At 40.7% G+C, this 12,714-nt stretch carries 12 protein-coding genes; 8 read left to right on the top strand and 4 right to left on the bottom strand.

All coding sequences use genetic code 11. The features are described from left to right. The 5 genes from Q0541_RS14255 to Q0541_RS14275 all read left to right on the top strand — a co-directional run. Nucleotides 1-180 (top strand): hypothetical protein (locus tag Q0541_RS14255; RefSeq protein WP_298911343.1); only part of this gene is annotated, 180 nt, incomplete at its 5' end. A 297-nt stretch (nt 181-477) separates the two neighbouring features. Beyond that, on the top strand, nt 478-1,233 hold the full coding sequence (locus Q0541_RS14260; RefSeq protein WP_298911344.1) for a ParA family protein: 756 nt from the start codon (nt 478-480) through the stop codon (nt 1,231-1,233). Further along, nucleotides 1,230-2,339 (top strand): ParB/RepB/Spo0J family partition protein, encoded by a 1,110-nt coding sequence (locus Q0541_RS14265; RefSeq protein ID WP_298911346.1) that lies wholly within the window; start codon nt 1,230-1,232, stop codon nt 2,337-2,339. Before Q0541_RS14260 ends, Q0541_RS14265 begins: the two co-directional genes overlap by 4 nt. Before the next feature lie 92 nt (nt 2,340-2,431). After that, on the top strand, nt 2,432-5,302 hold the full coding sequence (locus Q0541_RS14270) for an ATP-binding protein (protein WP_298911348.1): 2,871 nt from the start codon (nt 2,432-2,434) through the stop codon (nt 5,300-5,302). Between the two features lie 133 nt (nt 5,303-5,435). Beyond that, a complete protein-coding gene (locus Q0541_RS14275) occupies nt 5,436-6,593 on the top strand; it encodes a hypothetical protein (RefSeq protein WP_298911350.1) in 1,158 nt (385 codons plus the stop codon). 63 nt (nt 6,594-6,656) lie between these two features. On the opposite strand, the gene Q0541_RS14280 is transcribed toward Q0541_RS14275, so the two are convergent. Further along, on the bottom strand, nt 6,657-7,757 hold the full coding sequence (locus Q0541_RS14280; RefSeq protein WP_298911351.1) for a hypothetical protein: 1,101 nt from the start codon (nt 7,755-7,757) through the stop codon (nt 6,657-6,659). Nucleotides 7,758-7,842: 85 nt separating this feature from the next. Continuing rightward, nucleotides 7,843-8,196 (bottom strand): site-specific integrase, encoded by a 354-nt coding sequence (locus tag Q0541_RS14285; protein ID WP_298911353.1) that lies wholly within the window; start codon nt 8,194-8,196, stop codon nt 7,843-7,845. Nucleotides 8,197-8,234: 38 nt separating this feature from the next. Between Q0541_RS14285 and Q0541_RS14290 the strand changes: the two genes are divergently transcribed. The 3 genes from Q0541_RS14290 to Q0541_RS14300 all read left to right on the top strand — a co-directional run bounded on the left by Q0541_RS14290 (nt 8,235) and on the right by Q0541_RS14300 (nt 10,283). Then, nucleotides 8,235-8,687: a hypothetical protein gene (locus Q0541_RS14290; RefSeq protein WP_298911355.1), complete on the top strand. Its 453-nt coding sequence runs from the start codon at nt 8,235-8,237 to the stop codon at nt 8,685-8,687. Beyond that, nucleotides 8,684-9,202, top strand: a complete 519-nt coding sequence (locus tag Q0541_RS14295; protein ID WP_366941879.1) for a helix-turn-helix transcriptional regulator — start codon at nt 8,684-8,686, stop codon at nt 9,200-9,202. Before Q0541_RS14290 ends, Q0541_RS14295 begins: the two co-directional genes overlap by 4 nt. Nucleotides 9,203-9,305: 103 nt before the next feature. Continuing rightward, nucleotides 9,306-10,283, top strand: a complete 978-nt coding sequence (locus Q0541_RS14300) for an HNH endonuclease (RefSeq protein WP_298911357.1) — start codon at nt 9,306-9,308, stop codon at nt 10,281-10,283. Nucleotides 10,284-10,420: 137 nt separating this feature from the next. Here the strand turns inward: Q0541_RS14300 and Q0541_RS14305 are convergent, their stop codons facing one another. Both Q0541_RS14305 and Q0541_RS14310 read right to left on the bottom strand, forming a co-directional pair. Then, nucleotides 10,421-11,431, bottom strand: a complete 1,011-nt coding sequence (locus Q0541_RS14305) for a tyrosine-type recombinase/integrase (RefSeq protein ID WP_298911358.1) — start codon at nt 11,429-11,431, stop codon at nt 10,421-10,423. Nucleotides 11,432-11,554: 123 nt separating this feature from the next. Then, nucleotides 11,555-12,667 carry a DUF3883 domain-containing protein gene (locus Q0541_RS14310; protein WP_298911359.1) on the bottom strand — a complete coding sequence of 371 codons (1,113 nt, stop codon included), beginning with the start codon at nt 12,665-12,667 and terminating at the stop codon, nt 11,555-11,557. Between the last annotated feature and the right edge of the window lie 47 nt (nt 12,668-12,714).

Consider the following 12,714-nt stretch of genomic DNA (forward strand, 5'->3'; position numbering starts at 1 on the left):
AATTTTAGCGATCGCACCTTTTTCACCCAACCTCACAAAATCGCGTTGCTCCCTCCTCTTGTCGGATTGGCTTTACTCTCTGACCAAGCTTTAGTAATGGCAGTGATTCGATATTTACCAAGTCCAGGAACTGACTCAAGTCTTTCTGGAGCGGTATCTAATACCAATAAAGTGTCATAGCCAAAGTAGTCAACAATAGTTTGGGCAGTTTTTTCCCAATTCCTCGAAAAAGTCGACTTTCTAAATACTGCTGGATTTCGACCAAGGTTAGTTCTGGAAGTTTATCGACTTGAGGGAACGAAATCATCACGCACACCATCCTCCCCGCAAGGCCAGCGTTCTTGCCTAATTAAATCGGCCATAACCTATACGATCGCATTTTTCAATAAAATAGCAACCACGAACAAAAATAAACATTGCCAATTGGCTGATTACCGTTATCTTAAGTTGTAACGGCGCAGGTAAACCAACTCACTTATGAGCCGAATCATCGCAGTCTTTAACCAGGCGGGAGGTGTTGCCAAAACCACCCTTACCCAAAACCTGGGCTACCACCTAGCACAACTGGGTCATCGCGTCCTGCTCATCGACATAGACCCCCAAGCCAGCTTAACCATTTTTATGGGCTTGGTTCCAAGAGAGATAGAGCGAACTGTCAACAATGCCATTGTGGATGAACACCCCCTGCCAATCCATGAGGGAATTCATGGTATGGATTTAGCCCCTGCCAATATCTCTCTGAGTACGGCAGAAATGCAATTGGTTAGTGCTTCCATGCGCGATTTCCGCCTGAAAGAAGCTATCGAACCAATTGAATCCGATTACGATTTTATCTTAATAGATTGCCCTCCCAGCTTAGGGCTACTCTCTTACATCTCCCTTGTAGCAGCTACTCATGTTCTCGTGCCCTTAGAAACCCATTTCAAAGCCTTTGAGGGAACAGGCGAACTCTTAAAAACGGTTGCTACAGTTCGCAATAAACCCAACCGCAAACTGCAAATAGCTGGATTCGTGCCAACAAAATACGATGCCCGTAACTCCCAGGACACTCGTACCCTAGCAGCCATCACCGAACAACTAGCAAGTGCTGGAACAGTCTTTGCCCCAATTCCTCGCTCTACTGCTTTTGTTGATGCATCAGAAGAACGAATGCCCCTTGCAGTTTACGATCCCAAACACCCATCTGTCCAAATCTTGAAAAAAATAGCCGTTAGCCTAGAATCCTTAAAATGAGACGCACTAAAACCACCCAACCACTCAAAAGCAAAATTGAAGTCCCTTGGGACACTACAGGCGTTATTAATGCCGATTCTGACCAGACCATCCCATTAGACCAGATTATTCTGCCAGCCACACAACCGCGCCGTTACTTTGATACGGAAGCATTAAAGCAGTTAACCGAATCCATAAAACAGCATGGCATCCTGCAACCGCTTTTAGTACGCCCCGTTGATGATGGAAAACACGAAGTAGTAGCAGGAGAGCGCCGCTATCGGGCTGCCTTAAGTATTGGGCTAAAAGTTGTCCCCGTCGTCATTAGAGAGTTAGACGACAACGCAGCTTTTCAATTTGCACTTATAGAAAACTTACTTCGAGAAGACCTGAATCCAGTTGAAGAAACTGAAGGTATCCTACAACTGCTAGCTCTCAAACTAGGTCGAAGTGTTGAAGAGATCCCGCCATTACTTTATCGTCTACAACGTCAACATCAAAAAGCATCTACAGTTACCCATAACGTTATGGGCGAACCCGTTGTTGATAGTGTTGAACCTACCCATAACGTTATGGGCGAAGTTGAAACTGAGTCCACTAATAACGTTATCAGCGACAATGAAGGCGATATTGGCTTATTTACCCATAACGTTATGGGCGAAACCGAAACAGATAATTCAGACCTCAATCAGGAGCCGCCATTAAACCCAGACCTCAAAATCGTTGAAGAGGTGTTTGATGGCTTGGGGTTAATGACCTGGGAATCTTTCGTTAAGAACCGTCTACCCTTGCTCAACCTCCCAGAAGATATCCTTGATGCGCTCAGGGAAGGAACACTTGAGTACACCAAAGCTAGAGCGATCGCCCAGATTCAGAAATTAGATGAGCGTGTTGAGTTTTTAGAACAAGCTATTGCCAACAACTGGTCTTTAAGCGAAATCAGACAGCGCATTAGTGAGAAGAAAGCCGCAGGATCTACCGAAAACACCGAGTCTAACGATTACAAAGAGCGTTTTACTGCTGCGACTACTAAACTAAGAAAGTTGCGTATTTGGTCAGACCCGAAGAAGCGTAAGCAAATAGAAAAACTACTTGCACAACTGGAGACGCTGACAAATATTGAGTAACCTGACATACCAAAACCAGGACGTAGAAGGCAAAATGCTCAAATATTTTTTATACTAAGCTTTAGTGCCTAAGATTCATGTTTTAAGTGACCATGCTAGAGTCAGAAAAACTTATCCAGATAGTACAAGCTTGGTTAGGCTATATCAGGTTAGAAGAACTGACTCAAGCTGAAGTCGAGCGTTCTTCAGATATTTATTCAAAAGTAGTAGATAAGGGAGTGCAGCTTGTTGGCAACAAGCTACTGTTAGATAGCGAAGTATTTACGCAATTCCAGCAGCAGCAGCAAGCAGCCAAAAGAGGTAATAAAAATGATGTTCAGATGGCTGTTGCTTTCCCACAAATCTATATAATCAACGGCAAGGGCAAAGACCAAAAGCTGAAATACTTGCCTCTGTTCACCATCGATATTTCACCCATCTTTAAAGGTAATTACCGCAAAACTGGCTGGGACTTGACCGAATACGAGTTTCAGCCAGTGGTTGTTAATTTGATGCGGCTGTACGGGCTAGAGGAGGAGCAAGCAGAATCACTGATTGTTGCTTCAGGAATTGGAAAATTTTTATCAGACACTTTTAAAGTCAGATTCCCAACGCTTCGAGACTTTCTTGAACTGGTGGACTTACCCGAAGTCAAGTACAAAACCTCTCGACAACCTTATTTGCTACGCTGCGACTTTACGCCCTATAACGCCCTCCTAAAGCAAGACCTGCAAGAAATACTCAAAGAACTTCAACAACCTGACTGTAATAGCGAATGGCTAACTGAAACTCACCCAGCCATGCAGTACTTATGGGGAGAGCCACAATTACCCAGACATGAGGTAATGTTCTGGGGCGCTTTCCCCTCCCATGCACCTGATGAATTTCAAGCGTCCGTCCTCAAACACGCCCAAGAGAACTTACTAACTGCTGTTTGTGGGCCTCCGGGAACTGGAAAAACAGAAGTGTTTCTGCACCTCATAGCACAGCAAGTAGTAAATCGGGCGTTACGGCTTGTTCGCGGTGAAGATGATGCAAATAATTTAATACTCAATGTCTGCACTAATAACAGTGCCATTAAAAAATTCCAACAACGACTGACAAAGCATTCTCCTGCTCAACAGTTTTATCTCCCTGGCGGCAACCAAACTATTATTCGTAAGTCAACTCTACCCAAACTGCAATCAAGCCTTGATTGGCTGCGTCAGACTGAATTTAATCAATCTGCTTGGGAGCAAGCCAAACTTGAATTGCTGCAAGCATCAAGTGAAATTCAGCAACTCCAAGAGCAAGACCGCTTTAATACTGCTCAAAAAGTCATTGACATTGAACGGCGATCGCAACTGGATGGAGAAATTCAATCACTCAATAACGAGATTGCTGTTACTGATTCCAAGTTACAAGCACTCCACCAACAGCTATCAAGTTTGTCTGATTACGCAAATTTTCCCATTGATGCTTACCAGCAGATACAAGAAGCTTTAACCCAGGCAGAACGAGAGCTACCAAAAGAGTCTGACTCCATCACCAAACGCGCCTTGAACTGGGTTAATGCTACTACGGATCAGCGAATTTTTAAGCGTCTAGCAAATAGGATAAACGCTGCTGTTTTAAACACCTTGGCGACAGGGCATCCCTTTCAGACCCCCCTTGACCGCCCTAGTTTAATCACAGCAGTGACCTCTGTTAACCAAAAAGTCTATTTTTCACAACAATGGCAGAATCTTCACCAAAAAGTCACTGAAATTCAAACCCAGCTAACAGCTTTAAATAAGGAACTAGAGTTAAAACTTTTCAGACATCAACAAATTCAGAAACAAATTGATAGTTACCCACAAGGGGATTTCTACAATCTTTTTTACCGCGACCACCACAAATTACAGGTAGAACTGTTTCAACGTGCCTGGGCGTTTCTATTGCAAGAAGTTCTCCGACGCAAGGAGAGCGTTATGAGGGCATTGTCAACTTACGGCAGCGTCTTGACGGGAGACGGAGAGGCATTGCTCAAACTGGAAAGTGATAGTGATGCTATCTTCCGTGACTTGAGTTTGATTTTCCCCGTTATTAGCTCCAGCCTGCAATCAATACGCAATATGCTGCCAATCATCCAGACCAATAGCGTAAAGCTGGCATTGGTGGATGAAGCGGGAACAACTCTTGTACATCAATTATTTCCCTTGCTGGTGCGATCGCAACGGGCAGTAGTGGCTGGCGACCCCCAACAAATTGAGCCAATCGTTAACATGAGCGACGATACCATCAAACAATATCTGAAAACTGCCTTTCTGGATCGGGGCATGGGGAATGAAGACTATTATCGCTATGCCCCCACTGCCAAATATACAGCTACGGCTTATCATCGCGCTGCTGGCTCTAGTGGCGCAGAAGGCGACTTAGGCAATGGCATTATTCTCTCTAATCATTACCGTTGCGCCCCGCCCGTTATCCAGTTTTGCAGTCCTAACTATCCCGGTGGTCTGCAAATCCTTTCAGGTGATCAGCAGACTGCAACGGTCAAGCATCTGCTGGCTTACCACGTTGAAGGAAGCCACACCCATAATACCAATCCAGAAGAAATCGATGCCGTAGAAACTGCGATCGCGTCCTTGCTGAAGCATGGCTATTCTATTGGCTCGGATGACAACTCTAAGACAATTGGGGTGATGTCGCCGTTTTCGCAGCAAGCCAACGCGCTGAGGTATCGACTCTCTAACCGTTGGCGAAACTTTTCTTGGGATGATATTGGCACAGTTCACACCTTCCAGGGAGGAGAGAAAGCAGCTATTATCTTTTCTCCTTACCAGTGCCACCAAGAGCATAGTTTTTGGTTCCTTAATCGTAAACCTAATTTGCTGAATACAGCCGTTAGTAGGGCAAGGGAATTGTTTATTTTGGTGGGCAATCTCAGGGAACTAGAATTAGCTGGCGGTGAAACCAAGCGGTTAGTTGAACATATTCGGCAACATGGAGAAATTCGCACTTAAGTGAGGCTAAAATGTCTTCATTATTTCTGGTTGACCTACAGAAAAATCAGCTTCACAGGCTTACATCGCACATTATTGGTTGCGAAAGCTAAGATGAAGGGTGAATCATTGACAGTTATGCAAGGAAAATCTCGTGAATCCTGTACCTTCATATCAAATTATTGAGTTTTTGGAGTGGCTCAATTCTCAACGAGAGTATTCTATAAATGAGGAGTTTAATCGAGAAGAACTTTCAGAATTAGCACTCAGTTTTCTAGAGGAAAAGCAGCAACAATCAGTTTTCGATCGCCCACGTCGGTCTTCTTTTCAATCAGCAGAAAGAGATACTGAACCTATCGACTTTAACATGCTTTCAATAAATGCAGAGGCATATCGCCTAGCAAACTCTCTCAAAATGCTAATTGATGGTAGATTTGATTCGGCTATAGCCTCTAATCATGAACTTGCCCAGCGTCTTATGAAAGCCTTGGGCGGCACTTCAACGGATATAGTTCAGTCACTAGAATTTTTGAAGTGGTTGGAAAGAAACTATCCAAAACTTAATATCGCAGGTAGCATCCCTAGTGAAAAAACTACTGAACTTGTTCATTTATTTTGTGAACAAGTCGGCTATAGTAATGGCGTTAGTTTTTCTAGGCAAGTCAGGAATTGGCTGCGCGGTGAGGAATTATCATCAAGACTTCTGAGAAGATTGAATATCTTTCTGAGTAGAAGTCGTAATAAAGATTATATTAATACGGGGAGAAAAACTTTTAATCGCTACAATACTGTCAAATTACATGGAATATTTCTGTTTCTATCCTCTGGAGATTTCCCAACGTTTATAGAAGAGCATTGGGAAGATTTGAATTATTTAACAGGTAATCATATAGATATTTACTACAGTCAGGAAGATTTAAAGAATCGTGTCTCCGGGCATCGAATTTTGTCAAGTTTTAAGAGTTTAAATATTGAGGTTAGTTCTTTGCCTGCCCTAGTAGTTTGGCAAGACAGCTTAGAGGATGCAAAAACTATAACCTTAGATAAATTGCCTCATGAAGAAATTGTTAAAGCTCTACAACATTTTGTACAGGCTGTTAAAGATGGAAAGGCTATTGAAGAGGTAATAAAGAGTTCAAATTTCTGGATAGAGCAACGTTTAACGGAACTCGGAATTGTAGTAAAGCAGCGAGGAACTATTATGGTTGGAGAAGGTAGTACATACAATGATCTTAAAGGAGCCAATGTCCTTAACTTCGCTAACGAAGTTAAGGACAATGCAGGTCAACAAGCAAACCAGAATAGGTCATAGCGATTTGGTAAGAAACTATAATTGCAGGTCGTTACAGTTATGCTGCTGGTAAAACAAACACACTTAACTACCTGGTTGTAGCCAACCTTTAATAGCCGCTTTTGCAACTTTAAGATACTTATTTTCTAAGATAAACTCGTCTATTGCTGTTTCACCGCTCGCCTGCAATGCGCCAACAACACGACGCTTGAAGCTAGGAGTAGTTTCGTCATTAACGTAAGCAACTTTCTCAGCCTCAGTAGCAGTAGGGTTGGTTTGCTCTAACTGTTTGAGGAGTTTTTGGATTTCAGTAGCAGCTTCAGTAATAGTTCGCTTTTGTTCTGATATGTGGATGTGTTGGTTTGCTTGTTGTCGTGCATTATCTTGAACTTGATTAGCAAAATTAGCAATATTTGCTTCACGTAAATCATTATTATAAGAATCTGACATAATATCCCCTTCTTTAGTAATATTAAGTTTAAGTTTAGAGTTCGTTATCTTAATACTTCTTAATGCCGCTGTATCTAAATTACCAAATAGTGGCTTTTCATCAATCATTTTAATTCCTTTACTTGTAATACTCACATATCTAAAATATAGTTCCCCTGAATATTTTTTAATTTCAACTTCTTTTTCCTCTTCCATAGGAAGAACGACTCGCACTACATCTGTAACATTAATATTGAGGCTTTTAGCTAGAAATTCTGGTGTAACATCAAAACAATTATACCGTTCAGGATGTATAGTATGGTACTGATACAAAATTGATAATACTGCTTGTCTTAATTCGCGATCAGTTGCTGTCTCTGAATTAAACTTTGGAATTGAAATAGATTCTTCAGTGGATAAATTAAGATGTATTGGTTGAAATGCAGGACAGTTATCTGAACACTTCTTTTTATAATCATATTTATTTTGAAAATCTATCATCTGACACTTAGCTTCCCAGGAATTTCCAATAATTACTTCTTCTGGATCTCCTTCAAAAGTCGATGTAATAGTAAATAAATGTAATTTTAGTGGAATTAAATTTTTACAATTTACTTTTTGAATAATTTCAGGAATTGGACAATCATTACAGGCATCTGCTGAAGTCGAGGATGTATATTTTGCCTCTCTAACTTTAGCTATTTCGCATTCTAGTTGTCCTTGATTAAGCTTTTTATAAGGGCATAGTTGCAACATTAGTACGAGTTTACAAGTTAATTATGGGACTGAGCTTAACATAACTCCTGCATCACCTAAAAATAGGTTATATTTTATACAATTATTATATCCATTGTTTAACTAAAACCTTTCCAGAACTCCTATCAGGGCTAACGTGCAGATATTTACTCGTAGTATCCAAACTTGTATGCCCAAGAGTCGCCTGAACCAAATGCACCGGAACACCTTCATCTAATGCGTGGGTAGCATGACTGTGCCTAAACCAGTGGGCTGAAACATTCATGGCATTCTCCAATTCCGCCGCCGCTGACCGTTTCACCACCCGGTCAATATGAGAAGGAGCCAAGGGTCTACCCGTAGCACTTGCAAACACAGGTGCATCCTTTAACGCTTCACCGCGCAGTGACATTAATTCCAGCCATAGCTCCCCGACATTTTTTAAATAATTATGGGACACTCCTAACTGGATAATTAAGCTGTGTTAGGGTGTGAGAAATGATTCCAGAATTTGACGAAAGTGGTATTTTACCACCAGGGGTGCATTGGGCAGAATGGTCAGAATTTCAAGAAATATTTGGTATAAATTTGACTAGACAGCGCATGATAGACGGTCTGGAACTGGCAATGACGCAACTAAAAGCAGCTGGCTGTAGCACTATTTATATTGATGGTAGTTTCGTTACCAGTAAACAAAAACCTGGAGACTTCGATGCCTGTTGGGAGGACAGCGGAGTTGATATAAAGTACCTAGAATCTATTGCTCCTACTTTATTTAATTTTGCGCTGCGCCGTGCCGAACAAAAAATCAAGTACAAGGGCGAAATCTTTCCCTCAAATTATCCAGCTAATGATTCCGGTACAGCCTACATAGATTTCTTTCAATTTGATACCATCACGAATACGCGCAAAGGAATTATTGCTATAGATTTACAAAGGTGGAAACCATGATGATCAAGAACGAGCAACAGTATCAACATTCCTTAGATTGGTTGCAACGCTTTGAACAGTCTATAACGTCATTGGATAGCAATGAACACTTGAAAGCAGAACCAGAGCGATGGAAGCTTCACCGAGACTCATATCAAAGTCAAGTTGACGAGTTAAAGTCAGAAATCACGGAATATGAAAGACTTATTAATTGCGACACTAGCAAGCCTTTAAAAATTAAAGTTGATTCTTTAAATAAGCTGCCAAATGCTTTGATTAAAGCTCGGATAGCAGCCCAAATTAGTCAGCAAGAACTTGCTCATCTATTAGGAATTGATGAACAAAGAGTGAAAGAGTATGAGGATACAGATTATCAATGTGCCAGTTTTGTAGAAATTCTCGAAGTCAGCACCGCTTTGGGTGTGGAATTTGAAACTGCAACTGTGCAAGTAGATTTTGCAGAAATAGAAGCAGTTCAAAAAAGTGTGGGTAAATGGCGAAAAGAAAAACTGAATATTAAAACTAGAGCCTCATAAGTATGACACCTTAGATATTACTCTACATCTTGCTACAATGTTTCATTAATCTGTAACTAAATCTCTCCTAACGTCCATTTTTAGCATTCAGCTAACAAAAATTATGCAGTGCATTATATGTAAAAAAGATAAGCCTCACGACAAATTTACTGAAGAACATATATTTCCTGACAGTATCGGAGGAAACATCATATTAGATTGTGTCTGTAAAGAATGTAATGATTTCCTCGGTCATTCAGTAGACTCAAATCTTGTTAACCATGTATTTGTTCAATTTAATCGTCTTGCCTTGAAGATAGCTGGTAAATCGGGAAAGATACCAAATCCATTAGCGGAAGGATATATTAATGATAGCCAGGAGAAAATTCAATATATATTTAATAATTCTGGGATACCTAAAGAACTAAGAATATTTCCAAAAATCCAGATTTTTTCTGGAGATAACGGAATATTAGAAATCCAAATTGATGCTGACGTAAAAGATAGAGATAAGTTAACATCCATTATTAATAAAAAATTAAAAAGATTAGGCTTAGATGATCTATCTAAGGAAGAAAAACAAAAAATTGAAAATGCTCAACCCCTCCCTGGCGAACGACCTCTAATTCGTAAAACTCTTGCTATAGACATATTCCGTTATAAACGAGCAATTATAAAAATTGCATATGAATTAGCTTATTACTGGCTTGGAGCTACTTATCTCAATGATGAAATTGGAGAGTTATTAAGGTTGAGTATCATGGATAATTCTCTAGAAGGACTTTGGTTAAAGAAATATCCAATTGATGCTAATATTGACTTGATTGGAGAAAAAACAATTTTCCCGTATTGGACAGATGAGAAAGACCATCATATTGGTCTAATACAAAGATTGGATAGTAACCTAATATGCTGTATAAAAATATTTAATATATTTCAAGGAATAATTATTATTAGTAAAAACGCACATTTATATCCCACTTTTATAGATAAATTTATAGCTATTAATGCACAAACACAAGAATCACGGGAATCAGACCTGGAAACAGAATTATTAAAAATTACAGAGTCAATTATTACACATTCGGGAATAGAATTTTAAATTTAGAAAAATCAATAAAATCAAATTTATGGTAATTAATAACCATAAAAAAGACTGATTGGTGATAGGGTATAGCAACATTTTGCTGTCGTCATAACTGACTTTTTACATTTCCTCTAACAGGCGCTATAACCAATTCAATCCAACCCATCCATCAATAGCTCAGACATCTCCAGTTGATCACGATTGCGGTTGTCATCGTAAATCTGAAGCGTGTTTAATTTAGCGTGTCTACTGAGTTTCTGGGCTTTCCGCACATTGCCATCAGTTTTTTCCAGTACAGCTGTGATGGCACTGTGGCGGCAACGATGCGGACTCATGTGCTTTTCAACACCAGCCCGTTTAAACAATCGCTTGACTATTTTATAAATGCCATCCCCAGTTAACCTGTTACCATAATTTTGAAAGTCAACCGAGGTAAATAACGCGCGGGACAAAGACATTTCACCACCACGGGCAATCAGCCAGTCAGTAATCGCTATCACAGTGACTTTTGGCAGATTGATTGTCACTCGTACTTGCTTGCCCTTCCCAAAAATTGATAGCGTTCCTCTAGATGCGTCAAAATGTCTCATGTCCAAGGTGCTAATCTCATTTCTCCTCAAAGCATTGCCCCACAGTAGGAGCAGCAAAGCATAGTCCCGTTTCCCCGCTAAAGTCGAGCGATCGCACTCCTTAATGACTGTCAAAAATTCCTCGCCTGTACAACCGCTAGTGTCGCGGTAGGACTGCACTGGAATACTGTCCACATCTACAGCATAGTTGCACACACCCAGCTTTCGGCCAAAAGCAACTAGAGATTTAATTGCAGCCAGTCGGCGGTTAATCGTGTTAGGTGCTAACCCAGCTTCATTGAGTATGGCTCTGTACTTAGTCACTACCAGCGTTGCTTTGTGACCTGACAAGTGTAAAAACTCCAAAATAGAATCCCGGTTAGGGCGCTGGCCCGTCATGCGAGTGAAAAAATCTGTAATATCTTTGCGGTAAGCCCGACGGGTTCCCTCACTGTTTTTGGATTTAAGCAGTTCCTCCAACACGTCGGGAGGAGAGTCAATGGAGCCAGCAAAGTATGCCTCAATTTTCGCATTGAGGGCATTTTCTAATTTTTGGACTACAACTAACTCAACGGTTTCTGTATCTTTGCTCATGACCCCACCCTAGATGCGGTATTGAGAATGGCACTTTCCAATACCTAAACCATTATCCAGCTGCATGGGCCTAGATGTTCTGGTTTTTGCTATGAGGAGGGGACACAAATCAGTGATACATCTTCAATCATTGAGTAATCGCACAAATTTCAAAAACTTAACTGTTGGTGCAGTCCGAATCCTAAATACTCTAGCCAGATAATAGCGATCGCTGTTCGTAGAAAAAGCCCACTCTGAGCTACCTACGTAAAAGGGAATCCTATCGGCGCTGGACTCTTGAGTTGAAGTCGCTTTTGCGTCGATATAGATATCTTCTTCTCCGTTGCTGCCTGTAACAACAAAGTCGTATGGGCCAAATTGCTCACAATCTTTATTGAGCCAGCGCACACGCTCTTCACCAAATTTCTTAACCAGCTTCTGGTAAACAAACTCTTCTCCCTTTCGGCCAATAGCCGCCATATCATCTTTGTCGATAGTAATTTCAGGCATATCCCGCACTTGACCGGTGCTGGTACTCAAAAAGATAGATGCCACTGTCTCATAAACCCCTAACTCTTGTAAGGCAATAATCAACTCTGAAGTTGCACCAGAATCAGCAGAGTCTTGTAGAAGTTTCGATAGATGTTTCAATGCGTCGAACTTGTCTTTATTTTCTACCAACTCACTAATTTCTTTAAAGGATACTTCCTCAGTCAAAATCCTAAATGCCTGAAATTCTTGCTGGTTATCTATAATTTCCTTCAAGTCTTGTGAGGATATCTGTCCTCTCAGAACCTGAAACTCTTTAAATTGTGCTGGATTGTCAGCAAAGTCAGCTAAGTCTTTTTCTGATAGATCAGGATTCTCTGCCAATTTTACTAGAGTCGGTAGTTTCTCTCGATGGCTAAGAATAGCGAAAACTTCCCCACTTACATTGTTGTCATTCAATGTCTTCAGTAATAGTTGCGCTCGATTGGTATAGAAGTAAATAAATAGCCTTTCAATTTCCCTATCGCCTCGCTGATTGTCAAACCATTCAAGCATCCGGGTGATTACTTCGATAAACCTTGAATCTCCTGCTTTACCAGTTCGTTCCCATTGTTGAATTTCTCGATCAATTTCTGTAGCAATGTCTTCGAGAGTTTTCGTCTCTTCCGTCTCAAACAATTCTCCAATCTTTATCAAACTTTTATGAAGCAGAAAGTCATTCCATTGGTTAGAAGTAAGAATCTCACAAACTACTTTTAATGGGAGCATCCCAATTGTGCAAAAATAAAGAAAGGAAAATCATTCGCGAGATTTCA

Origin of the sequence: uncultured Nostoc sp., assembly GCF_937863485.1 — a bacterium.
GTDB lineage: Bacteria > Cyanobacteriota > Cyanobacteriia > Cyanobacteriales > Nostocaceae > Nostoc.

What these genes read in the sequence shown, in the direction of transcription:
- Q0541_RS14260 (WP_298911344.1), top strand. Translation starts at nt 478, where the DNA reads ATGAGCCGAATCATCGCAGTCTTTAACCAGGCGGGAGGTGTTGCCAAA.
- Q0541_RS14270 (WP_298911348.1), top strand. Translation starts at nt 2,432, where the DNA reads ATGCTAGAGTCAGAAAAACTTATCCAGATAGTACAAGCTTGGTTAGGC.
- Q0541_RS14290 (WP_298911355.1), top strand. Translation starts at nt 8,235, where the DNA reads ATGATTCCAGAATTTGACGAAAGTGGTATTTTACCACCAGGGGTGCAT.
- Q0541_RS14310 (WP_298911359.1), bottom strand. Translation starts at nt 12,667, where the DNA reads ATGCTCCCATTAAAAGTAGTTTGTGAGATTCTTACTTCTAACCAATGG.
- Q0541_RS14305 (WP_298911358.1), bottom strand. Translation starts at nt 11,431, where the DNA reads ATGAGCAAAGATACAGAAACCGTTGAGTTAGTTGTAGTCCAAAAATTA.
- Q0541_RS14265 (WP_298911346.1), top strand. Translation starts at nt 1,230, where the DNA reads ATGAGACGCACTAAAACCACCCAACCACTCAAAAGCAAAATTGAAGTC.
- Q0541_RS14280 (WP_298911351.1), bottom strand. Translation starts at nt 7,757, where the DNA reads ATGTTGCAACTATGCCCTTATAAAAAGCTTAATCAAGGACAACTAGAA.
- Q0541_RS14300 (WP_298911357.1), top strand. Translation starts at nt 9,306, where the DNA reads ATGCAGTGCATTATATGTAAAAAAGATAAGCCTCACGACAAATTTACT.
- Q0541_RS14295 (WP_366941879.1), top strand. Translation starts at nt 8,684, where the DNA reads ATGATGATCAAGAACGAGCAACAGTATCAACATTCCTTAGATTGGTTG.